The sequence below is a fragment of the Cryobacterium sp. genome (genome assembly GCF_025463825.1).
Taxonomy (GTDB): domain Bacteria; phylum Actinomycetota; class Actinomycetes; order Actinomycetales; family Microbacteriaceae; genus Cryobacterium.
Map to the genome: position 1 here is coordinate 29667 of NZ_JAODBG010000021.1, position 21541 is coordinate 51207.

Sequence of the window (21541 nt, forward strand, 5' to 3'; positions counted from 1 at the left end):
ATCACTCGATGGCCGCGGCGAACTGGGAATCGTACAGAGCCCGGTAGGGGCCGTCGGCTTCGAGCAGCTCCTGGTGCGTGCCCTGCTCCACGATGTGGCCGGCCTCCATCACCAGAATGAGGTCGGCGTCGCGGATGGTCGACAGGCGGTGCGCGATCACAAAACTGGTGCGGTCGGCACGCAGCGCGCTCATGGCGTGCTGCACCAGCACCTCGGTGCGGGTGTCCACCGAGCTGGTGGCCTCGTCCAGGATCAGCACGCTGGGCCGGGCGAGAAACGCCCGGGCTATGGTGAGCAGCTGCTTCTCCCCCGCGCTGACGTTGCCGCCCTCGTCGTCGAGCACGGTGTCGTACCCCTCCGGCAGCGAGTGCACGAACCGGTCGACGTAGGTGGCCTTGGCCGCCTCGAGGATCTGCTCCTCGGTGGCGTCCGGCCGGCCGTAGGCGATGTTGTCGCGGATGGTCCCGCCGAACAGCCAGGTGTCCTGCAGCACCATGCCCATCCGGCCGCGCAGGTCGTCCCGTCTCATCTGGGCGATGTCGACGCCATCCAGGGTGATCCGGCCGCTCTGAAGCTCGTGGAAGCGCATCATCAGGTTCACCAGGGTGGTCTTGCCTGCCCCGGTCGGGCCGACGATGGCCACCGTCTGGCCCGGTTCGGCCACCAGGTTCAGGCCCTCGATGAGGGGCTTATCGGAGCTGTACCTGAAGGCCACCTCCTCGAACACGAGTCGGCCTCGGGTCTCTGCCGGCGTCTCGGCCGGGTCGGCGTCGGGAGTCTGCTCCTCGGCATCCAGCAGTTCGAAGACCCGCTCGGCGCTGGCCACCCCCGACTGCAGCAGGTTGGCCATCGAGCCGAGTTGGGCCAGCGGCTGGGTGAACTGCCGGGAGTACTGGATGAACGCCTGCACGTCGCCGAGCTGCATGGCCCCGGAGGCCACCTGCAGTCCGCCGACCACGGCGATGGCCACGTAGACGAGGTTGCCGATGAATGTCATCGCGGGCATGATCATGCCGCTGACGAACTGGGCGCCGAAGCTCGCCTGGAAGAGTTCGTCGTTCTTGTCGCTGAAGCGCTGTTCGACCTCTTTCTGCCGGCCGAAGACCTTGACCAGGGCGTGCCCGGAGAACGTCTCCTCGATCTGGCCGTTGAGTTCCCCGGTGTGCTTCCACTGCGCCACGAAGAGCTTTTGGGAGCGCTTGGCGATCAGCACCGTGGTGACCAGGGTCAGCGGCACCGTGACCAGGGCGATCAGGGCGAGGATGGGTGACAGGAGCAGCATCATCACGATGACGCCGATCACGGTGAGCAGCGACGTGACCACCTGGCTGAGCGACTGCTGCAGGCTCTGCGAGATGTTGTCGACGTCGTTGGTGACCCTGCTGAGCAGGTCCCCGCGCTTGACCGTGTCGAAGTAGGCCAACGGGAGCCGGTTGATCTTCGCCTCGATCTCCTCGCGCAGCCGGTACATGGTGCGCTGGACGACGGCGTTGAGCACCAGAGCCTGCAGCCAACTGAACACGGAGGCGAGGATGTAGAGCGCGAGGACCCAGAACAGCACCGCTGACAGGGCGGCGAAATCGATGCCCAGCCCCGGGGTGAGCGTCATGGCGCTGAGCATGTCGGCCTGGGTGGTGTCGCCGGAGGCGCGGAGCCCCGCGATCACCTCGGCCTGGGTCACCCCGGCCGGCAGGGCCTTGCTCACGACGCCGGCGAAGATCAGGTTGGTGCCCTCGCCCAGGAGGCGCGGGCCGATCACCGAGAACGTGACGCTGATCACCGCGAGCAGGAGCACCAGCGCCAGCCAGACCCGTTCGGGGCGCAGCGTGCCGACGAGCCGTTTCGCGCTCTGGGAGAAGTTCATCGCCTTTTCCGCCGGCATGTTGATTCCGCCGAAAGGTCCACCGCCGCGCGGCGGGCGGGCGGGAACCTTGACGTCGTCGGTGTCGTCGTCGCTCATCGGGTCGCCTCCGCCGCCAGCTGGGATGCGGTGATTTCCTGGTAGGTCGACGATGTCGCCAGCAGCTGCTCGTGGGTGCCGTGCGCCACGATCCGGCCGTCCTCGAGAACGAGGATCTGGTCGGCGTCGATGATCGTGGACACCCGCTGGGCGACGATGATCATGGTCGCGTCGCCGACGTCCTCGGCAAGGGCTGCTCGTAGGCGGGCATCCGTGGTCAGGTCGAGCGCCGAGAACGAATCGTCGAAGATATACAGCTCCGGCCGTTTCACCAGCGCCCTGGCGATGGCGAGGCGCTGCCGCTGCCCACCGGAGACGTTGGTGCCGCCCTGCGAGATGGGGGCGTCCAGGCCGCCGTCCAGCCGTTCGACGAAGTCGCGGGCCTGCGCGGTTACCAGCGCCTGCCAGATCTCCGCCTCGGTGGCATCCGGCTTGCCGTAGAGCAGGTTGCTGCGTACGGTGCCGGAGAACAGGTAGGGCTTCTGCGGCACCAGTCCGATGTGGCCCCAGAGCAGGTCGGGGTTGAGTTCCCGCACATCGACGCCGCCGAAGAGCACGGTGCCGCTGGTGGCGTCGAACAGGCGGGGCAGCAGGTTCACGAGGGTGCTCTTGCCGGAGCCGGTGCTGCCGATGATGGCGGTCGTGCGGCCGGGCGTTGCGACGAAGCTGATGTCGCTCAGCACGGGCTGGTCGGCGCCGGGGTAGGCGAAGCCGACGCCCCGAAGCTCCAGTTCCCCGTGCCCGGTTGTCGCGTTCACCGGGTTCGCGGGCGGCACCACACTGGAGGCGGTGTCGAGGACCTCGCCGATCCGGTCCGCGGACACCGTGGCCCGCGGGATCATCACGGCCATGAAGGTGGCCATCATCACGGCCATCAGGATCTGCATGAGGTAGCTGAGGAACGCGATCAGGGTGCCCACCTGCATCGAAGCGTCTTCGATCCGGAACGCGCCGAACCAGATCACGGCGACGCTGGAAACGTTCAGGACCAGCATCACGACCGGGAACATCAGCGCCATCAGCCGCCCGGCCTGCAGCGCGGTGGTGGTGACGTCGGTGTTGGCCTGGCCGAACCGTTGGGTTTCCAGGTCTTCGCGCACGAAGGCGCGGATGACACGGATGCCGGTGAGCTGCTCCCGCAGCACCCGGTTGACGGTGTCGATGCGCACCTGCATCACCCGGAACAGCGGCACCATCCGCACGATGATGAGGCCGACGCCGACCAGGAGCACCGGCACGCTGACGGCGATCAGCCAGGACAGCCCGAGATCCTGGCGCATTGCCATGATCACGCCGCCGATGCTGAGGATGGGCGCGGAGACCAGCAGGGTGCAGGTGGCCAGCACCAGCATCTGCACCTGCTGCACGTCGTTGGTCGACCGGGTGATCAGCGATGGAGCCCCGAACCGGCTGACCTCCTGCTCGGAGAATTCACCGACGCGGGTGAAGACGGCGCCGCGCAGGTCGCGGCCGAGTGCCATGGCCGCCTTCGCGCCGAAGTAGACGGCGATGATGGCGCAGATGATCTGCCCGAGCGTGATCAGCAGCATGACCCCGCCGGTGCGGAGGATGTAGCCGGTGTCCCCGGTGGCCACGCCCTCGTCGATGATGTCGGCGTTCAGCGCCGGCAGGTACAGCGACGCGATCGACTGGGCCAGCTGGAAGACGACCACGGCGACCAGCAACCGCCAATGCGGTCGAAGGTAACGGACGAGTAGTTTCCAGAGCATCAGGCGAACAGGGCGGAGATGTATGCGACATCTTCGTCGGTGGGCCGCCAGGAGCTGGCCGCCTCGGCGTTCTGCACGATCTGTTCCGGTTTGGTGGCGCCGGCGATCACACTGGTCAGGCCCGGCTGAGCCAGTAGCCAGGCGAGGGTCGCGGCGAGCATGCTCACGCTCCGGTCGTCGCAGAACTGCTGGTACCGCTCGATGGTGTCCCAGGGGGCGTCGTCGAGCAGGTGCCGGCGCACCATCATGATGCGGCTGTCGGCCGGGCCGCCGGCGCGCGTGAACTTGCCGGTGAACAGGCCGTTGTACAGCGGGAAGAACGGCAGGAAGCCCAGCCCGTACGCGTTCACGGCGGGGAGCACTTCCTCCTCGGCGTCACGCACCAGCAGGCTGTACTCGTTCTGCGCGGAAATGAACGCGGGATGCCCCGCCAACCGGGCCGTGAACTCGGCCTCGGCGATCTGCCAGCCGGCGAGGTTGGAGTGGCCGATATAGCGGATCTTGCCCTCGCGGATGAGATCGTCCAGGGCCGACAGGGTTTCCTGGATGGGAGTGTTCGGGTCTGGCCGGTGCAGCTGGTACAGGTCGATCCAGTCGGTTTGCAGGCGCTTCAGCGATGCCTCGACGGCCAGGCGGATGTAGCGGCGGGAGCCGCGCGCGTCCCAGTCCGGCCCGTTGGCCCCGGCCATGTCCATGCCGAACTTGGTGGCGAGCACGATCTTCTCCCGCTTGCCACGGAGGGCGTGCCCCATCAGTGTCTCGCTGAGTCCCCGTTCGGCGCCGTAGATGTCCGCGGTGTCGAACAGGGTGATTCCGGTGTCGATGGCCGCGTCCAACACCCGGGAGGTACCGGCCTGGTCTTCGGTGGTCGTGCCCGTGCGGCCGAAGTTGTTGCAGCCGAGCCCGATCGTCGAAACGACCAGTCCTGATTTGCCGAGAGCGCGATAGTCGATCTGAGCCATTCCACCAGACTATTCCTCTCGCGAGTCCCTGTGACGACCTTTCTCCCCTCCTCCACAGGCCACCCGGCGGCGGAAGATTCCCGTGTCCGAAAACCGCCGGGGCCGGTCGGGTTCGCCGACTACAGTCGCAGTATGAGCAGCCCAGCTTCCCTCCCCCAGAACCTGATCCGCGTGCAGAGCCCGCTCGGCGGCCTCGAACTCACCGGCGACGACGACGAGATTTTCTCGCTGGCGATCATGCGGAACGGTCACCTGCCGTTCGAGGGACTGCCGGAGGCTCCCAATTCCCTTCTGCAGCGGGCCGTGCAGCAGCTCACCGAGTATTTCGCGGGCGATCGGTTCGCCTTCGACGTTCCCGTGCGGCTCTCCAGGGGCACCGAGTTCCAGCGGAGTGTCTGGTTGGGCCTGGCCGCCGTTCCCTTCGGCGATCATCTCTCCTACGGCGAGCTCGGCCGGTCGATCGGCAAGAGCGGTGCGGGGCGGGCCATCGGCGGGGCCGTCGGCGCGAACCCCGCGCCGATCCTGGTGGGCTGCCACCGGGTGCTCGCCTCCAATGGCCGCATCACCGGTTTCAGCGCCGGTGAGGGAATCCCCACCAAGCAGTGGTTGCTGCGACACGAGCGCATCGAGTTCGTCGGATGACCCAGCCCCAGCTGGCGACACGCCCCTCAGCGATCGTGGGCGAGGACGGTCTGTCCCGGTGCGGCTGGGCAGCGAGCGACGCCGAGTACCGGCGGTACCACGACGAGGAGTGGGGCCGCCCGTTGCACGACGAGCGGGCGCTGTTCGAGAAGCTCTGCCTGGAGGGCTTCCAGGCCGGCCTCTCCTGGATCACCATCCTCCGCCGCCGACCCGCGTTCCGGGCGGCGTTCGCGAACTTCGACGTCCAGACGGTGGCGGCCTTCACCGCAAACGACGTGGAGCGATTGCTCGCCGACGACCGCATCATCCGACATCGGGGCAAGATCAACGCAACGATCGGCAATGCCCGCACCACCCTCGCCCTCGGCGAGAACCTCGCCGAGTTGATCTGGAGCTTCGCCCCCTCGCAGCGGTCGGTGCCGCTGCCCAGCCTGACCGAGGTGCCGGCGATCACTCCGGAGTCCTCCGCGCTGAGCAAGGAACTCCGCTCCCGTGGCTATCGGTTCGTCGGCCCCACCACGATGTACGCACTGATGCAGTCCAGCGGCCTGGTGAACGACCACGTGGTCGGCTGTCACCTCGCTCCGAGGCCGGCCTAGGCGGTAGAGCCGGGCCGGTGTCGCTAGCGCGGTCCGAGCAGGCCCAGCGCGCTGACGGCCTCCCGCTCGGCAACCAAGTCCGCGACCGACGCGTCGATCCGCGCCCTCGAGAACGCGTCGATCTCCAGACCGGGTTCGATCGACCAGCGGCCGCCGAGGGAGCGCACCGGGTAGGACGACACCAGCCCGGCCGGCACGTCGTATGACCCGTCGGAGACCACTCCGGCGCTGGTCCAGTCGCTGCCGGTGCCGTTCACCCAATCGTAGACATGGTCGACGGTGGCGCTGGCGGCCGAGCCCATCGACGAGGCGCCGCGCACAGCGATGATCTCGGCACCACGGTTGGCCACCCGCGGGATGAATTCGTGCACCAGCCAGGCCTCGTCCACCAGCTCCCGCACCGGGCGGCCGTCGACGGTGGCGTGGGTGACGTCCGGGTACTGCGTGGCCGAGTGGTTGCCCCAGATCACGACCCCGCTCACCGAGGTCACCGGCACCTGGAGGTGCGTGGCCAGCTGGGCGACCGCCCGGTTGTGGTCGAGCCGGGTGAGCGCGGTGAACCGGTCCGCGGGCACATCCGGCGCGTGACTCGCCGCGACAAGGGCATTGGTGTTGGCCGGGTTACCCACCACGACCACCCGCACGTCGTCGGCGGCGCCGGCGTTGATAGCGGCACCCTGCGGACCGAAGATGCGGGCGTTACCCTCGAGCAGGTCGGCGCGTTGCTGGCCGGGCCCGCGGGGGCGGGAGCCCACGAGAATGGCGATGTTGCAGCCGTCGAAGGCCTGCACCGGGTCATCGGTCACCCGCACGTCCCGCAACAGCGGGAACGCGCTGTCCTGGAGTTCGAATGCGCTGCCCGCTGCGGCCTGAAGGCCGCTCGGGATCTCGAGCAGTTTCAGTGCGACGGGAACGTTCCACCCGAGCAGTTGGCCGGACGCGATCCGGAACATCAGCGCATAGCCGATGTTGCCCCCGGCGCCGGTGACGGTGACGTTTACTCGTTGTCTCTGCACGCCTTCATCCTAGGCGGCGGCCGGGGTTCAGTGGCCGGTCACGACGAGTTCCAGCTCCCCCGCCGCGCCTGGTCGCAGGGTCAGTCCCGCCGTCGGCGCCCAGGCGAGGAGTTCCTCGACGGAGCCGAAGTCCTGGCCGTTTTCGAGCAGGGCACGAGTGAACTCTCCCTTGGACTTCTTGTTGAAGTGGTTGAGGGCCCGGGTCTGACCGTCGGCGCCCTCGGTGACCACCCGCAGGAAGTGCCGCTGGGGGTGTGCGGCGGCGGCCCCCAGTGACACGTACCCCTCCGAGCGCAGGTCGAGCAACAGTCCGCTGGTCTTCTCCAGCACCGCGGATACATCGGCTGCCCAGTGCTTCTTAAGCGAAAGCTCGGGCACCCGGGAGTCATGCGACAGCCGGTAGGCGGGCACCAGGTCCAGGCCGCCAACGGGGCCGAGCAATGCGGAATGCACCAGCAGGTGCTCCCCGGCGAAGGCGCGGCCGTTCGGCGACAACGTGTCGGCTGCCAGAGCGTCATACAGCACGCCCGTGTAGCGGTCGATGACCGGGGCGGTCGGCGAGCTGCCGACGGTGGCGTTGCGCTGCACCTCACCCAGCTGGGTCCGGCCGAGTTTGAGAGCGCGCACGGTGGCGTCTTCGTCCTTGGCCAGCGCCTTCAGCGCCCGAACCAGGGTGCAGCGGCGGCGGTTGAGAGCCGGGAAGGCCAGCGAATCCACGTCCAGGGACGCAAAACCGCCGCCGGAGCGTTTCGTCTCCGACGGCGGTAGTAATACAAACACGGTGTCCTAGTTGGGCTAGTTCCTAAACGAGTGCGGCCTTGCGGGCCACGATGGTGATGGTGTCGTTCTCGACCGAGAGGAAACCGTCGGCCGCCTCAGCGACGACCTTGGTGCCGTCGGCCAGGGTGACCCGAACCTCACCGCTGGAGAGGATCGCCAGCAACGGCTCGTGGCCGGCGAGAATACCGATCTCGCCTTCCACGGTGCGGGCCACGACCATGGTCGCCTCGCCGGACCAGACCTGCTGGTCCGCCGAGACGACACTCACGGAAAGCGGAGCCGAAGCCATGCTTAGCCGTTCTCCTTCTGGATCTGAGCCCACTTCTCTTCGACGTCGCCGATGCCACCGACGTTGAAGAAGGCCTGCTCGGACACGTGGTCGAAGTCGCCGTTGGCGATCGCCGTGAACGACTCGATGGTGTCCTTGAGCGACACCGTCGAACCCTCGACGCCCGTGAACTTCTTCGCCATGTAGGTGTTCTGCGACAGGAACTGCTGGATGCGCCGGGCGCGGGCCACGGTCACCTTGTCTTCTTCAGAGAGCTCGTCAACACCGAGGATCGCAATGATCTCCTGGAGTTCCTTGTTCTTCTGCAGAATCGCCTTGACGCGCACGGCCGTGTTGTAGTGGTCGGCGCCCAAGTAGCGGGGGTCGAGGATCCGGCTGGACGAGGTGAGCGGGTCGACGGCCGGGTAGAGGCCCTTCGACGCGATCTCACGGGAGAGCTCGGTGGTGGCGTCGAGGTGGGCGAACGTGGTCGCCGGGGCCGGGTCGGTGTAGTCGTCGGCAGGCACATAAATGGCCTGCAGCGAGGTGATCGAGTGGCCACGGGTCGACGTGATGCGCTCCTGAAGGATGCCCATCTCGTCGGCGAGGTTCGGCTGGTAACCCACGGCGGACGGCATACGGCCCAGCAGGGTCGACACCTCCGAGCCGGCCTGGGTGAAGCGGAAGATGTTGTCGATGAAGAGCAACACGTCCTGCTTGGCGACGTCACGGAAGTACTCGGCCATGGTCAGCGCGGACAGCGCGACGCGCAGTCGCGTTCCCGGCGGCTCGTCCATCTGGCCGAATACGAGGGCGGTCTTGTCGAAGACACCGGCCTCTTCCATTTCACCGATGAGGTCGTTGCCCTCACGGGTACGCTCGCCGACCCCGGCGAACACGGACACACCACCGTGGTCCTGCGCGACGCGCTGGATCATTTCCTGGATCAGGACGGTCTTGCCGACACCGGCACCACCGAAGAGGCCGATCTTTCCACCGAGCACGTACGGCGTGAGGAGGTCGATGACCTTGATGCCGGTCTCGAACAGCTGGGTCTTGGACTCCAGCTGGTCGAAGGGCGGGGGCTTGCGGTGGATGGGCCAGCGCTCGGTGATCTCGATGGTCTCGCCGGGCTGGGCGTTAAGCACCTCGCCGATGACGTTGAAGACGCGACCCTTGGTGACGTTGCCGACCGGAACCATGATGGGCGAGCCGGTGTCCTGGACCTCCTGGCCGCGGACGAGTCCGTCGGTCGGGTTCAGGGCGATGGCGCGAACGAGGTCGTCGCCGAGGTGCAGTGCGACCTCGAGGGTGATCTCGGTCGACACGTCGCCAATGACGATGGTCGTCTTGAGCGCGTTGTACATTCCAGGAATCGAGTCGTGCGGGAACTCAATGTCCACGACGGGTCCCGTAACGCGTGCGATACGGCCCACAGCGCCGGCTGTGTCCTCCTCGAGGACTGGCGCGATTGCGGTGTCAGTCATAACTCTCTCTTCTCTGGGTTAGTTCTTGGCGGATGAGAGCGCGTCGGCTCCACCCACGATCTCGGAAATCTGCTGCGTGATCTCGGTCTGGCGCGCGTTGTTCGACAGCCGCGTGTAGTCCTTGATGAGCTTGTCGGCGTTGTCGCTGGCCGACTTCATGGCCTTCTGACGGCTGGCGTGCTCGGAAGCGGCGGACTGCAACATGGCGTTGAAGATGCGGCTTTCGATGTAGACCGGCAGGAGGGCGTCGAGAACGGTCTCGGCCTCAGGCTCGAATTCGTAGAGCGGCAGCACCGCGGACGCCTCAGGTGCTTCTTCACCCTCGACGACCTCGAGCGGCAACAGGCGGACGACCTCGGGAACCTGGGTGACCATGCTGACGAAGCGGTTGTAGACAATGTGAATCTCGTCGACGCCGCCGTCATCCGCTTCGCGGAGGAACGCCTCGAGGAGAGCTTCACCGATCTCCTGGGCGGTGTCGAACTGCGGCTGGTCGGTGCCTCCGGTCCAGGATCGCTCCGAGACGCGGCGGCGGAAGCTGAAATACGCCAGCGACTTACGGCCGACGAGGTAGTAGACGACGTCCTTGCCCTGGCTGCGCAGCAGCTCGGTGAGCTGCTCGGCTTCGCGGAGCACCTGGGAACTGAACGCTCCAGCCAGGCCACGGTCGGACGCGAAGATCACAACCGCTGCGCGGTTGATCACCTCGGGTTCGGTGGTCAGGACGTGCTCGATGTTCGAGTACGTGGCGACCGCGGAAACTGCCCGGGTGATCGCACGCGAATACGGGGTGGACGCAGCAACCCTCGCCTGCGCCTTCTGGATGCGCGAGGCGGAGATCAGCTCCATGGCCCGAGTGATCTTCTTGGTCGTCTGGGCAGATTTGATCTTCTGCCGGTAGACCCGAAGTTGCGCTCCCATGTGTCTCCTGTGCTTACTTGTCTATCGTGTCGGTGGGTGTCGAGCAGCTCCGGTTCGCGCCGCCTTGACGCAGGCGCGAACCGGAACGAAGCGCTAGCGCTTGTGCTTGACGATCTTTTCCTGGTTGACGTCTTCCGCCTTGGTGGCGACGAATTCCTCGCGGCCGACGGAGGCGAGTGACTTGCCCTCACCGGTCTGGAATTCGCGCTTGAAGGTGTCGACGGCCGCGGTCAGCTCGGCGACGGTGTCGTCGGAGAGCACATTGGTCTCGCGCAGGGTGGTGAGGATACCCGTGTTACGGCCCAGGTAATCGAGCAGTTCGCGTTCGAAACGCAGGATGTCTTCGAGGGGAACCTCGTCGAGCTTGCCGTTGGTGCCGGCCCAGATCGAGACGACCTGGTCTTCGACCGGGTACGGGGAGTACTGCGGCTGCTTGAGCAGCTCGGTCAGGCGGGCGCCACGAGCAAGCTGACGACGGCTGGCCGGGTCGAGGTCCGATGCGAACATCGAGAAGGCCTCGAGCGAGCGGTACTGGGCCAGTTCGAGCTTGAGGGTACCGGAGACCTTCTTGATCGACTTGACCTGGGCGTCACCACCGACTCGGGAGACCGAGATTCCCACGTCGACAGCGGGGCGCTGGTTGGCGTTGAAGAGGTCGGACTGCAGGAAGATCTGGCCGTCGGTGATCGAGATCACGTTGGTCGGAATGTAGGCGGCAACGTCGTTGGCCTTGGTCTCGATGATCGGCAGGCCGGTCATCGATCCGGCGCCGAGCTCGTCGGAGAGCTTGGCACAACGCTCGAGCAGGCGGGAGTGCAGGTAGAACACGTCACCGGGGTAGGCTTCGCGTCCCGGCGGGCGACGCAGCAGCAGCGACACCGCACGGTAGGCCTCGGCCTGCTTGGACAGGTCATCGAAGATGATGAGGACGTGCTTGCCGGCGTACATCCAGTGCTGGCCGATGGCCGAGCCGGTGTACGGGGCGAGGTACTTGAACCCGGCCGGGTCGGAGGCGGGAGCGGCGACGATGGTCGTGTACTCCATTGCTCCGGCGTCCTCGAGCGCACCCTTCACCGAAGCGATGGTGGAGCCCTTCTGGCCGATGGCAACGTAGATGCAGCGAACCTGCTTGTTGGCGTCGCCGGAGTCCCAGTTGGCCTTCTGGTTGATGATGGTGTCCACCGCGATGGCGGTCTTGCCGGTCTGGCGGTCACCGATGATCAGCTGGCGCTGGCCACGGCCGATCGGGATCATGGCGTCGATGGCCTTGATGCCGGTCTGCATCGGTTCGTGCACGCTCTTGCGGTGCATGACGCCGGGCGCCTGCAGTTCGAGGGCGCGGCGGCCATCCGTTGCGATCTCACCGAGACCGTCGATGGGAGCGCCGAGCGGGTCGACGACGCGGCCGAGGTAGCCGTCGCCGACGGGAACGGAGAGGACCTCGCCGGTGCGGTACACCTCCATGCCTTCGACGATGCCGGCGAACTCGCCGAGGACGACAACACCGATCTCGTCTTCGTCGAGGTTCAGCGCGAGGCCCAGGGTGCCGTCGGCGAACTTGATGAGCTCGTTGGCCATGACACCGGGGAGACCCTCAACGTGGGCGATGCCATCGCCCGCGGTGGTGACGTAGCCGACCTCGGTCGTCGCGGTCTTGTTCGGCTCGTAGGACTTTACGAAGTCCTGGAGAGCGTCACGGATCTCATCGGGGCTGATCGTTAGTTCTGCCATCATCTTCCCTTTTCTGTACAGCAGTACAGGCTTTGTCTTTTCGACACGTTACCGTCTCGAGGTTTGTGTGATCTGGGAACCCGAAGGTTATCCAGCAAGCTGCAATCTCAAGTCCTTGAGACGAGTGGCGATGCTGCCGTCAATGACGTCATCGCCGATCTGTACTTTCAGGCCGCCGACGACGGATGCGTCGATGACCTGGTTGATGGTGAGGTTACGTCCGTACCGGGCCGACAGGCTCTTGGCCAGCCGGTCCAGTTGCGCGCTCTGCAACGGTGTCGCGGAGGTGACGGTGGCGATGACGGAGTCCGCCTGATCGGCGACGATCGTGGCCGCGTCCCTCAGCAGTTCGCCGATACGGCGACCGCGGGGCTGCCGCACGAGGTGACGCACGATGGTGAGCGTCTGGTCGCTGGCCTTGCCTTTGAGCAGGGCGTCAACGAGGCTCACCTTGGCAACGGCCGGGGTGAGCTTGCTGGTCAGCGCCAGTTCGAGCTCGGCGTCCGAGGACACCGCTGCACCGAAGGTGAACAGCTCGGCATCGATTGCCACGTCCGCCGGGGCGGATGCTGCGACGACGCGAAGACCGAGTGCTTCGATGCCGGCGAGCAGGTCCTGGTGATTGGACCACCGGGCTGCGGCAGCGGACTGCAGCAGCTCGAGTGCGACCGGCGTCACGGTCGGCGCGAAGACCGCCCGGACGAGGGCGGTCTTGGCGGTCTCCTCGGCCGAGGCGTCGCCGATGGCGGCCAGCAACTGTGAGGAGTTGCCGATGACTCGGCCGGCGTCGAAGAGGCTTTCGCCCGTCGCCAGATCGGCCGAGTCGGCGTGGGCGGCCAAGGCCGTCCGCGACGAGGCCAAGGCTTCTCTGGTGGCGCTTCCCATGTGTCTAGTGCTTTCCGGCCGACGGGGCCGTGTTCTCGGAGGACTCGATGTCGGCGAGGAACCTGTCGACGATGGCGCTGGCGCGCGCGTCGTCGGTCAGGCTCTCCCCGATGACACCGGAGGCCAGGTCGAGAGCCAGGGTACCGACCTCGCTGCGAAGCGACGTGATGGCGGCCTGGTGCTCTGCCTCGATCTGGGTCTTGGCGGTGGCCAGGATCCGGCCGGCGTCATTGGACGCCTGCTCACGGAGCTCGGCGACGATCTGCTGACCGTCGGCGCGAGCCTGCTCGCGGATCTGGCCGGCTTCGACGCGGGCTGCAGCGAGCTGGGCGGTGTACTGCTCGAGAGCGGCCTCTGCCTTGCGCTGAGCTTCGTCGGCCTTCGCGATGTTTCCTTCAATGGCCTCTGCGCGGTCGTCGAGGAGCTTCTGCATCCGTGGAAGAACGAGCTTCCAGAAGAAGAAGAGAATGACGACGAAGACGAAGGACGACCAAATGATGTCGTAGATCGCGGGAATGAGCGGATTGACCGTCTCTTCCGCTTCTGCGGCGGCTGCAATCACTGAGTGAAGCATCGTGCCTCCTAACTAGTTGTAGAAAAGAGGACTAAACGAAGATGAAGTACGTAGCGATACCGATGAACGCAAGCGCCTCGGTGAATGCGATACCGATGTACATCAGCACCTGCAGGCGGCCGGCCAGCTCAGGCTGACGTGCGACACCCTCGATGGTCTTGCCGACGACGATACCAACGCCGATTGCCGGGCCGATAGCCGCGAGGCCGTAGCCGACGGTGGCAATGTTGCCGTTGATTTCCGCGAGAACGGTAACTGCGTCCACGTGTATTTCCTTCCGTAGTGACGTATCCGGCGATCGCCGGGTACGAGGTTAGTGCTCGTCAGCCAGCGCGAGCTGGATGTAGACAGCGGTGAGCAATGCGAAGACGTACGCCTGCAGCGTCGCCACCAAGAGTTCGAACAAAGTGAACACGAAGCCGAACGCGAGGGTACCGACACCGAACAGCTTGAAGCCGCCGTCAGCGGTGAAGAAGAAGAACTGGGTCGCCGCGAAGAACAGCACCAGCAGGAGGTGGCCGACAACCATGTTCATCAGCAGTCGCAGCGTGAGCGTGACCGGGCGGATCAGGAACGTGGAGACGAACTCGATCGGCGTGACGATGATGTACAGCACCGGGGGAACTCCGGGCGGGAAGAGCGAGTTGCGGAAGAACTTGCCCGGGTGCTTCTTGATTCCGGCGTAGAGGAACGCGCCGTAGGCGACCAGGGCGAGCACCAGCGGAACGCCGATGACCGAGGTTCCCGCGATGTTCAGGAACGGGATCACCCCGGTGAGGTTCATGAAGAGCACCATGAAGAAGATGGTGGTGATCAGCGGAAGGAAGCGTTTGCCGTCCTTCTTGCCGAGCAGGTCCTCTGCGATATTGACACGCACGAGGTCCAGGCCCATTTCGACCAGGCTCTGAAGGCGGGTCGGGACGATCTTCATGCGACGGGTTCCGGCCCAGAAGAGCAGCATCATCACGGCAACCGCGATGAAGCGGATGAGGATAATGCGGTTCATCTCGAACGGAGTGTTCGCGAAGAAGATCGCGTCGGGGAAAAACTCGTTGATCGTTGGACCGTGGAACTCACCGTCGTCAGACGCGAGCGGAACGAGCAGGTTTACGGCGGTTTCTAGCAGCGCTTTCTCCTGTTTCGGGGCGTGGAGCTCTGCTCTCGCAACGACGAATAATGATGCCGGTCTTCGCGCCAGCATGGGCAACGTCGGTCCGGGGTGAATCGCTCATAACCCTAGCAATAAACAAGCCCAGCTTACGAATCGAGAGGGGCCCGCTCAGTGAGAGATTGGGCCGTGCGGCGAGTCGCGGGTCAGGCCAGCCTCAGTCGTCGTGCGGCGCGGGCGGCAATACGACGTCGCTCGCGTAGGGCATCCGGCTCTTGAAGAGCACGATCGCGTCAACCACGAGGGAGCCGAGAACGCCCGCGATGATGCTCAGGAACAGCACCAGCGGGTGAATCCAGGGCTGGTCCTTGAGCAGGAGCAGCAAGACCAGGAAGACGATGAATTTGAGCAGCCAGCCGCCCATCACAATGCCGAAGAATGCGCCGATCGAGTTCTCGTTGCCCGCGTAACGATTGGCCAACAGAATACTGGCGGCGGTGATGCCCATGAACACGACGGCCATCAGGGTGCCGATCAGCGCGCTGAGCACGCCGACCCCGCCGACGGTGAGGCCGCCGACCACCATTCCGATGAGCGCTATGGCGAGGGCGAGGATGCCGCCGTAGACGAGGACCTGCCGGAAGACCGGGATCGAGGTGGGCTGGGTGCTGGGTGCGGTGCTCATGCGTGCTCCTTGGCGTCGTCAGACGCCTCGTCGAGGGGGTCGAGTACGGCGCTCGGCTCCGTGCCGATGACCGCAGTGGCCGGCGCCAGCTGGCTGGCCGCCTCAATGGCCTTGCGGCGGCTCAGCGGAGCGAGCGTCACGATGGTGCAGATGACCAGGGAGGTCACCAGGAATACGGTGGCCCAACCGCTCGGCAGGCCGAAGAACACGGGCAGCACGTAATAGAGCAGGCAGCCGATGGACGCGGCCGCGGTCCAACCGTAGAAGATGAGCACGGCGTGCAGGTGGGAGTGGCCCATGTCCAGCAGCCGGTGGTGCAGGTGCTTGCGGTCGGCGCTGAACGGGGACTTGCCCGCGCGCACCCGCCGGAAGACCGCCAGCCCGAAGTCGAGCAGCGGGATGATGAGGATCGCCACGGGCAGGATCAGCGGGATGAACGCGGGGAACAGCTGGGCGCGGTTGATCGCGGTGGGGTCGACCTGGCCGGTGATGGCGATCGCAGACGTGGCCATCAGCAGGCCGACCAGCAGGGCGCCGGCGTCACCCATGAACATCTTCGCGGGGCGCCAGTTGACCGGCAGGAAGCCGACGCAGGCGCCGACCAGGATCGCGGCGATCAGTGAGGCCAGGTTGAAGTAGTTGGTGGGTGAGGTATCGCGCACCAGCAGGTAGCTGTAGATGAAGAACACGCCGTTGGCGATCAGGGCCACCCCGGCGACCAAGCCGTCGAGCCCGTCGATGAAGTTGATCATGTTCATCACGATGACGATGGCCATCACGGTGATCACGATGGACATCCACGACGACCCCACCGTGAGCCCGCCGATGGGCAGGGAGAAGACCTGCACGCCCTGCCAGGCGACCAGGCCGGCCGCGATGAACTGGCCGAGCAGCTTGGTCATCCAGTCCAGGTCCCAGATGTCGTCGGCCACACCGAGCAGCACGATCAGCAGGGCGGCGCCGAGGATGGCCATGATCTGGTGCGGGTCGGCGAAGATCAGCCGCAGCGGCGCGAATTGCGAGGCCACCAGGTAGGACACCCCGAACGCGACCAGGATGCCCAGGAACATCGCGATCCCGCCCAGCCGCGGCGTGGGCCGGGTGTGCACGTCGCGTTCGCGAATCTTGGGGTAGAGCCGGTATTTATGGGTGAGTTTGAGGACCACCTTCGACATGACGAAGGTGACGACAGCCGACACGAGGGCCAGGATGAGGAACAGGGTCATTGTTTTGGTACCGGGGCGAGCGCATCCCCGATCACGGCCTCGATGGCGGCGCGGGAGATGACACCGTTGCGCACGATCTCCAGTTTGCCGCCGTTGGTGTCGAAACCGGTCGCGTCGATGATGGTGGAGGAGGTGTCGCCCGGGCGGTCGCCGATCGCCTCGTACTCGAGGCCGGCCACTCCCCCGTCGAGGTAGACCGCGACGCTGATGCCGAGCATCTCTTCGGCGCCGATCACGTCGATGGCGGACGGAAGGCCACTCGTGTTGGCGCTGGAGACGGCGAGCGGGCCGGTCTCGGCGAGGAGGTCCAGGGCCACCTGGTTGCGCGGCATCCGCAGGGCGACGGTGCCGCGGGTTTCACCGAGGTCCCAGACCAGTGACGGCTGGGCGGTGAGCACGACCGTGAGGCCGCCCGGCCAGAAAGCGGCGACGAGGTCCCGCACGGGTTGCGGCACGTTCTCGGCGAGGGCGTCGAGGGTGGGGATGCCGGGGACCAGCACGGGCGGCGGCGACTGCCGGTCCCGTCCCTTGGCATCCAGCAGCTTCTGCACGGCCTCGGGGTTGAACGCGTCGGCGGCGACGCCATAGACGGTGTCGGTGGGGATGACAACGAGCGCGCCGCGGCCGATCGCCGCGCGTGCCAGTCGCATGCCGGTCGCGTATTCCTCGTCGACCGAGCAGTCATAGATTCGTGTCATCGGGCACGATTCTAGTGCAGCCTGCCTGAGAGGGCCGGAGGGCGCCCTGGCTGGGCCGGCGGAACCGTTCTAAGGAAAAAGTGGCGGCACTAGGACGAAAGTGGTCCCAGGGCCCTTATTTCGGACCGTTGTCCTTGTTCCGCACCGTTCTCCGGTCTACGGGCGCACTGCGGTTGTGGTGCGATCTCGGGTGGTGAGGTCGCGGTGAGTGGCCGTGGCGCGCCAGCCGTCGGAATCCAGGAGGGCCCGGATCTCGGCGCCCTGCAGCTCGCCGTGTTCGATGATGAGCGCTCCCCCGGCGTGGAGCAGGCGGAGGCCGGTCTGCGACACCAGTCGCACCACGTCGAGGCCGTCTTCGCCGCCGAACAGCGCCTGGGCGGGGTCGAACAGGCGCACCTCCGGGTCGCGCGGGATGGCGTCGGCGGGAATATACGGCGGGTTGGAGACGACGACGGAGACGGTGCCGTCGAGTTCGCCGAACGCCTCGGCGAGGTCGGCGAACACCAGGGTCGCGTTCGGCGCCGCCACCTCGGCGAAGTTGCGGCTGGTCCAGGGGAACGCCTCCGCGGAGTTCTCGCAGGCATAGACCCTGGCGTGCGGCACCTCGGTGGCCAGGGCAAGCGCGATCGCGCCGCTGCCGGTGCCGAGGTCAACGCCGATCGGTTCCGGATCCGCCATCGAGCGCAGGGCGTCGATGGCGATCTGGGCGACGCCCTCGGTCTCCGGCCGGGGCACGAAGACCCCGGGACCGACGTTCAGCTCCAGACCGCGGAACGGCGCCCGGCCGGTGATGTGCTGCAGGGGCTCGCGCTTTTCCCGGCGCTGCACGAGGTCCGCGATGGCGGCGGCAACCGGGGCGGTGAGGACGCGGCCCATGATGGCGGCGGCTTGCACCTGCCCGCGGCTCTGGCCCAGCACGTGGCCGATGAGCAGGTCGGCATCCACCTCGGCGTCTTCGATACCCGCTCGGGCGAGCCTGGCGACGGTGTCGGCGCGAACGCGATCGACGGTTACCGGACCCGGTTCGGGGGTGGGGTCATCCGAGAATGAAGCTGGAGGATTGCTGGGAGCTGTCACAAAGTGAAATCTTACGCACCTCCCTGAGTATCGTCAGGGCTCTAGGCTGAACGGGGCTTACTGCACAGCTCCCGTTACGGCGTTACCCACCCAGCGGCTCGTCCGCAGAATCACGAGGCTCCCTGATGAGCCCGCAGGAAAGGTCTACCGATGTCCGCACGGATCTACTCAGACATTACCGAAACCGTCGGCGGCACCCCGCTGGTGAAGCTGAACCGGCTTCCGGGCGATTCCACCGCAACGGTGCTTGCCAAGCTTGAGTTCTACAACCCGTCCAGCAGCGTCAAGGACCGTATCGGTGTGGCCATCGTGGACGCCGCGGAGAAGTCCGGCGAACTGCAGCCCGGCGGCACGATCGTCGAGGGCACCAGCGGCAACACCGGCATCGCGCTGGCCCTGGTGGGTGCGGCGCGCGGCTACAAGGTGATCCTCGCGATGCCCGAGACCATGAGCAAGGAACGCAAAATCCTGCTGCGAGCCTACGGCGCCGAGCTGGTGCTGACCCCGGGCCCCGACGGTATGCGCGGCGCGGTCGAGAAGGCCAAGGAGATCGCCGCGGAGACGCCCGGCGCGATCTGGGCCCGCCAGTTCGACAACCCCGCCAACCCCGCCATCCACAAGGCCACCACGGGTGTGGAGATTTGGGATGACACCGACGGAGCCGTCGACCTGCTGGTTGCCGGCATCGGCACCGGCGGCACCATCACCGGCGCCGGCCAGCTGCTCAAGGAACGCAAGCCTTCCGTGCGGGTCGTCGGGGTCGAGCCCAAGGACTCCCCGATCCTGAACGGCGGCGCCCCCGGCCCGCACAAGATCCAGGGCATCGGCGCCAACTTCGTGCCCTCGGTGCTCGACACCCAGGTGTACGACGAGGTCACCGATGTGACCCTTGCCGACTCGATCGCCACCGCCCGCGCCCTGGGCACCCAGGAAGGCATCCTCGCCGGCATCTCCGGCGGCGCCGCCGTCTGGGCCGCCCTCGAGCAGGCAAAACTGCCCGAGAACGCCGGCAAGACCATCGTGGTGATCGTGCCCGGTTTCGGAGAGCGTTACATCAGCACGGTCCTCTACGAAGACCTCGTCGACTAGGCGTTCGGAAACGCTCGATCAACCCGCTCGACAGATAACAGACAGGTGCCCGGCATGGGAGTGTTTGCCCGTATTCGCGAGGACATCGCGATGGCGCAGAAGCACGACCCTGCCGCGCACAGCAAGGCCGAGGTCGTGCTCGCCTACAGCGGCGTGCACGCGGTCTGGGCCTACCGGGTCACGAACCGGTTGTGGCTGGGCGGATACCGCCTGCCGGCCCGGCTACTCTCCCAGTACGCCCGGTTCCTCACCGGGGTGGAAATCCACCCCGGTGCGAGCATCGGCCGCCGGCTGTTCATCGACCACGGCATGGGCGTCGTGATCGGGGAGACCGCTGTGGTCGGCGACGACGTGATGCTGTACCACGGGGTCACGCTGGGTGGAAAGAGCCGGCATGGAATCGTGCCGGGCGCCCAACGGCATCCGACCCTTCAGGACGGCGTCACCGTGGGCGCCGGCGCGAAGATTCTCGGCCCGATCACGCTCGGCGCGTGGAGCACTGTGGGGGCCAACGCCGTCGTCACGAAGGACGCCCCGCCGCGGTCGATCCTGCTCGGCATCCCCGCGCGCGCCCAGCCGGGCAGCGCCGAGGAGATCATGGCGGCCCGCGGCCTGCTGAAGTCGGGCGCCTGACGTCGTTTCCTGCGATCGGGCACCTTCCCGCCGGGGCGTACGCGCAGGATCTTCGACCCCGGCAACGCTGTGTAACACAGCCGCTTTGCGGGTGGATCACGGCAGAATAGTTGTCATGATAACTTCACCCGCCGCGAAGAGCTCCACCCTGTCCCTGCCGATCCTGGACCTGTCCAGGCTCGATGCCGGGCCGGAAGAAGCCGAGGCGTTTAGAACGGAACTGCGCGAGGTCACCCACGAGTACGGCTTCTTCTACCTCACCGGGCATGGCGTGCCGGCAGAGCTCATCGACCGGGTGATGAGCACCTCGCGGGCGTTCTTCAACCTTTCCGAAGACGACAAGATGGCCATCGAGAACCTGCAGAGCCCGCACTTCCGCGGCTACACCCGGGTGGGCGGCGAACTCACCCAGGGCAAGGTGGACTGGCGTGAGCAGATCGACATCGGCCCGGAGCGACCCGCTCTCGAGCTCACCGCCGACGATGCCGACTACCTGCGCCTTGAGGGCCCGAATCAGTGGCCGCAGAACCTTCCCGCCCTCGAAGAGGTCATGACCCAGTGGCGCGACGAGCTCAACGACGTGGCCCTGCGCCTCATGCAGGCCTGGGCGCTCTCGCTCGGCGCCGACCAGCACGTATTTGACGAGGCGTTCGCGATCAAGCCGTCGACGTTGATCAAGATTGTTCGCTATCCCGGAAAGTCGGACCCCGCCCCGCGTCAGGGCGTCGGAGCACACAAGGACTCCGGTGTACTCACGCTGCTCTTCGTCGAGCCGGGCAAGGGCGGCCTGCAGGTCGAGAAGGACGGCGAGTGGATCGACGCGCCCCCGCTGGACGGTGCGTTCGTGGTGAACATCGGCGAGCTGCTGGAGGTGGCCACCGACGGGTACCTCAAGGCCACCGTGCACCGGGTGATCTCGCCGCTGATCGGCGACGACCGCATCTCGATCCCGTTCTTCTACAGTCCGGCGCTGGACGCCACCATCCCGGTGCTCACCCTGCCGGAGGAGCTGCACGCCCCCGGAATCACGGTCGACCCGGAGAACCCGATCTTCACGACCTACGGCGAGAACTCACTGAAGAGCCGGATGCGCGCGCACCCGGACGTGGCGGCCATCCACCACTCCGACCTGCTCAAATAGCTGCTGCCGGCTCGGGAGCACCAGGTCGCGGGAGCGGGGCGTCGAGCGCGAGCTTGACACACACCGCATTCAGCGCACCTTCTTGCCGAGCCAGTGGTCGGCATAGGGGTCGGTGCCGAACGGGGCGACGTGCCACCCTCGACAAGCGCACTCCCCCACCCGCCACTGGCCTGTCGTCGCTGACCGCGAGCACGAACATACCAGTGTCGCCCTGCAGGTCGTGGCTGGGTTCATGCGCCATCGCCGAGTCGACCTCGGCCGGCAGCGCCGCACGGCCCCAGTACCGCCCGACGATGCATGTCGGTCAGCCCATCGAGAACGAGAAGAGG

Annotated in this window: 22 protein-coding genes; 5 read left to right on the forward strand and 17 right to left on the reverse strand. The window is 66.4% G+C overall.

What is annotated here, in order from left to right:
• Window position 1 precedes the first annotated feature (1 nt).
• Genes JWP54_RS02430 through JWP54_RS02440 form a run of 3 tightly spaced genes read right to left on the reverse strand, consistent with a single transcriptional unit; the run spans window position 2 to window position 4652 of the window.
• Window positions 2-1960: an ABC transporter ATP-binding protein gene (locus tag JWP54_RS02430; protein WP_297366711.1), complete on the reverse strand. Its 1959-nt coding sequence runs from the start codon at window positions 1958-1960 to the stop codon at window positions 2-4.
• Complete coding sequence (locus tag JWP54_RS02435; RefSeq protein ID WP_297366713.1) at window positions 1957-3690, reverse strand: ABC transporter ATP-binding protein; 1734 nt, start codon at window positions 3688-3690, stop codon at window positions 1957-1959. The genes JWP54_RS02430 and JWP54_RS02435 overlap by 4 nt, the downstream gene beginning before the upstream one ends.
• Window positions 3690-4652 carry an aldo/keto reductase gene (locus JWP54_RS02440; protein WP_297366715.1) on the reverse strand — a complete coding sequence of 321 codons (963 nt, stop codon included), beginning with the start codon at window positions 4650-4652 and terminating at the stop codon, window positions 3690-3692. The genes JWP54_RS02435 and JWP54_RS02440 overlap by 1 nt, the downstream gene beginning before the upstream one ends.
• Window positions 4653-4784: 132 nt before the next feature.
• Between JWP54_RS02440 and JWP54_RS02445 the strand changes: the two genes are divergently transcribed.
• On the forward strand, window positions 4785-5294 hold the full coding sequence (locus tag JWP54_RS02445; protein WP_297366718.1) for a methylated-DNA--[protein]-cysteine S-methyltransferase: 510 nt from the start codon (window positions 4785-4787) through the stop codon (window positions 5292-5294).
• Window positions 5291-5893 (forward strand): DNA-3-methyladenine glycosylase I, encoded by a 603-nt coding sequence (locus JWP54_RS02450; RefSeq protein ID WP_297366720.1) that lies wholly within the window; start codon window positions 5291-5293, stop codon window positions 5891-5893. Before JWP54_RS02445 ends, JWP54_RS02450 begins: the two co-directional genes overlap by 4 nt.
• Window positions 5894-5916: 23 nt before the next feature.
• Here JWP54_RS02450 and JWP54_RS02455 read toward each other — a convergent pair whose 3' ends face one another.
• The 14 genes from JWP54_RS02455 to prmC all read right to left on the reverse strand — a co-directional run bounded on the left by JWP54_RS02455 (window position 5917) and on the right by prmC (window position 18349).
• On the reverse strand, window positions 5917-6909 hold the full coding sequence (locus tag JWP54_RS02455; RefSeq protein WP_297366722.1) for a malate dehydrogenase: 993 nt from the start codon (window positions 6907-6909) through the stop codon (window positions 5917-5919).
• 27 nt (window positions 6910-6936) lie between these two features.
• The gene (locus tag JWP54_RS02460; protein WP_297366724.1) at window positions 6937-7689 is read right to left on the reverse strand and encodes a peroxide stress protein YaaA; all 753 of its coding nucleotides are present in this window, start codon (window positions 7687-7689) and stop codon (window positions 6937-6939) included.
• A gap of 22 nt (window positions 7690-7711) precedes the next feature.
• A complete protein-coding gene (locus JWP54_RS02465; RefSeq protein WP_297366726.1) occupies window positions 7712-7978 on the reverse strand; it encodes a F0F1 ATP synthase subunit epsilon in 267 nt (88 codons plus the stop codon).
• Window positions 7979-7980: 2 nt separating this feature from the next.
• Window positions 7981-9444, reverse strand: a complete 1464-nt coding sequence (gene atpD / locus JWP54_RS02470) for a F0F1 ATP synthase subunit beta (RefSeq protein WP_297366728.1) — start codon at window positions 9442-9444, stop codon at window positions 7981-7983.
• Window positions 9445-9462: 18 nt separating this feature from the next.
• Window positions 9463-10365: a F0F1 ATP synthase subunit gamma gene (locus JWP54_RS02475; protein WP_297366730.1), complete on the reverse strand. Its 903-nt coding sequence runs from the start codon at window positions 10363-10365 to the stop codon at window positions 9463-9465.
• A gap of 93 nt (window positions 10366-10458) precedes the next feature.
• On the reverse strand, window positions 10459-12096 hold the full coding sequence (atpA, locus tag JWP54_RS02480; protein ID WP_297366762.1) for a F0F1 ATP synthase subunit alpha: 1638 nt from the start codon (window positions 12094-12096) through the stop codon (window positions 10459-10461).
• 87 nt (window positions 12097-12183) lie between these two features.
• The gene (locus tag JWP54_RS02485) at window positions 12184-12981 is read right to left on the reverse strand and encodes a F0F1 ATP synthase subunit delta (RefSeq protein WP_297366732.1); all 798 of its coding nucleotides are present in this window, start codon (window positions 12979-12981) and stop codon (window positions 12184-12186) included.
• Window positions 12982-12985: 4 nt separating this feature from the next.
• Window positions 12986-13555 carry a F0F1 ATP synthase subunit B gene (locus tag JWP54_RS02490; protein ID WP_297366734.1) on the reverse strand — a complete coding sequence of 190 codons (570 nt, stop codon included), beginning with the start codon at window positions 13553-13555 and terminating at the stop codon, window positions 12986-12988.
• A 31-nt stretch (window positions 13556-13586) separates the two neighbouring features.
• Entirely contained in the window at window positions 13587-13820 is a 234-nt protein-coding gene (atpE, locus tag JWP54_RS02495; RefSeq protein ID WP_066593671.1) for an ATP synthase F0 subunit C, read from the reverse strand.
• Between the two features lie 48 nt (window positions 13821-13868).
• The gene (gene atpB, locus JWP54_RS02500; RefSeq protein WP_297366740.1) at window positions 13869-14756 is read right to left on the reverse strand and encodes a F0F1 ATP synthase subunit A; all 888 of its coding nucleotides are present in this window, start codon (window positions 14754-14756) and stop codon (window positions 13869-13871) included.
• A 124-nt stretch (window positions 14757-14880) separates the two neighbouring features.
• Window positions 14881-15348 carry a hypothetical protein gene (locus JWP54_RS02505; RefSeq protein ID WP_297366742.1) on the reverse strand — a complete coding sequence of 156 codons (468 nt, stop codon included), beginning with the start codon at window positions 15346-15348 and terminating at the stop codon, window positions 14881-14883.
• Entirely contained in the window at window positions 15345-16574 is a 1230-nt protein-coding gene (locus JWP54_RS02510; protein WP_297366744.1) for an MraY family glycosyltransferase, read from the reverse strand. Before JWP54_RS02510 ends, JWP54_RS02505 begins: the two co-directional genes overlap by 4 nt.
• Window positions 16571-17272 carry an L-threonylcarbamoyladenylate synthase gene (locus tag JWP54_RS02515; protein WP_297366746.1) on the reverse strand — a complete coding sequence of 234 codons (702 nt, stop codon included), beginning with the start codon at window positions 17270-17272 and terminating at the stop codon, window positions 16571-16573. Before JWP54_RS02515 ends, JWP54_RS02510 begins: the two co-directional genes overlap by 4 nt.
• A gap of 156 nt (window positions 17273-17428) precedes the next feature.
• The gene (gene prmC, locus JWP54_RS02520; protein WP_297366749.1) at window positions 17429-18349 is read right to left on the reverse strand and encodes a peptide chain release factor N(5)-glutamine methyltransferase; all 921 of its coding nucleotides are present in this window, start codon (window positions 18347-18349) and stop codon (window positions 17429-17431) included.
• A 150-nt stretch (window positions 18350-18499) separates the two neighbouring features.
• On the opposite strand from prmC, the gene cysK reads away from it, so the two are divergent.
• The 3 genes from cysK to JWP54_RS02535 all read left to right on the forward strand — a co-directional run bounded on the left by cysK (window position 18500) and on the right by JWP54_RS02535 (window position 21212).
• Window positions 18500-19438, forward strand: a complete 939-nt coding sequence (cysK, locus tag JWP54_RS02525) for a cysteine synthase A (protein ID WP_297366751.1) — start codon at window positions 18500-18502, stop codon at window positions 19436-19438.
• Window positions 19439-19492: 54 nt separating this feature from the next.
• Window positions 19493-20071: a serine O-acetyltransferase EpsC gene (gene epsC / locus JWP54_RS02530; RefSeq protein WP_297366753.1), complete on the forward strand. Its 579-nt coding sequence runs from the start codon at window positions 19493-19495 to the stop codon at window positions 20069-20071.
• Between the two features lie 115 nt (window positions 20072-20186).
• Complete coding sequence (locus tag JWP54_RS02535; RefSeq protein ID WP_297366756.1) at window positions 20187-21212, forward strand: 2-oxoglutarate and iron-dependent oxygenase domain-containing protein; 1026 nt, start codon at window positions 20187-20189, stop codon at window positions 21210-21212.
• Window positions 21213-21541 lie beyond the last annotated feature (329 nt).

Bases quoted from the DNA above. Each gene is read 5' to 3' on its own strand.
- JWP54_RS02430 (WP_297366711.1), bottom strand. From the start codon at position 1,960: ATGAGCGACGACGACACCGACGACGTCAAGGTTCCCGCCCGCCCGCCG.
- JWP54_RS02435 (WP_297366713.1), bottom strand. From the start codon at position 3,690: ATGCTCTGGAAACTACTCGTCCGTTACCTTCGACCGCATTGGCGGTTG.
- JWP54_RS02440 (WP_297366715.1), bottom strand. From the start codon at position 4,652: ATGGCTCAGATCGACTATCGCGCTCTCGGCAAATCAGGACTGGTCGTT.
- JWP54_RS02445 (WP_297366718.1), top strand. From the start codon at position 4,785: ATGAGCAGCCCAGCTTCCCTCCCCCAGAACCTGATCCGCGTGCAGAGC.
- JWP54_RS02450 (WP_297366720.1), top strand. From the start codon at position 5,291: ATGACCCAGCCCCAGCTGGCGACACGCCCCTCAGCGATCGTGGGCGAG.
- JWP54_RS02465 (WP_297366726.1), bottom strand. From the start codon at position 7,978: ATGGCTTCGGCTCCGCTTTCCGTGAGTGTCGTCTCGGCGGACCAGCAG.
- atpD (WP_297366728.1), bottom strand. From the start codon at position 9,444: ATGACTGACACCGCAATCGCGCCAGTCCTCGAGGAGGACACAGCCGGC.
- JWP54_RS02475 (WP_297366730.1), bottom strand. From the start codon at position 10,365: ATGGGAGCGCAACTTCGGGTCTACCGGCAGAAGATCAAATCTGCCCAG.
- atpA (WP_297366762.1), bottom strand. From the start codon at position 12,096: ATGGCAGAACTAACGATCAGCCCCGATGAGATCCGTGACGCTCTCCAG.
- JWP54_RS02485 (WP_297366732.1), bottom strand. From the start codon at position 12,981: ATGGGAAGCGCCACCAGAGAAGCCTTGGCCTCGTCGCGGACGGCCTTG.
- JWP54_RS02490 (WP_297366734.1), bottom strand. From the start codon at position 13,555: ATGCTTCACTCAGTGATTGCAGCCGCCGCAGAAGCGGAAGAGACGGTC.
- atpB (WP_297366740.1), bottom strand. From the start codon at position 14,756: ATGCTGGCGCGAAGACCGGCATCATTATTCGTCGTTGCGAGAGCAGAG.
- JWP54_RS02505 (WP_297366742.1), bottom strand. From the start codon at position 15,348: ATGAGCACCGCACCCAGCACCCAGCCCACCTCGATCCCGGTCTTCCGG.
- JWP54_RS02510 (WP_297366744.1), bottom strand. From the start codon at position 16,574: ATGACCCTGTTCCTCATCCTGGCCCTCGTGTCGGCTGTCGTCACCTTC.
- JWP54_RS02515 (WP_297366746.1), bottom strand. From the start codon at position 17,272: ATGACACGAATCTATGACTGCTCGGTCGACGAGGAATACGCGACCGGC.
- cysK (WP_297366751.1), top strand. From the start codon at position 18,500: ATGTCCGCACGGATCTACTCAGACATTACCGAAACCGTCGGCGGCACC.
- epsC (WP_297366753.1), top strand. From the start codon at position 19,493: ATGGGAGTGTTTGCCCGTATTCGCGAGGACATCGCGATGGCGCAGAAG.
- JWP54_RS02535 (WP_297366756.1), top strand. From the start codon at position 20,187: ATGATAACTTCACCCGCCGCGAAGAGCTCCACCCTGTCCCTGCCGATC.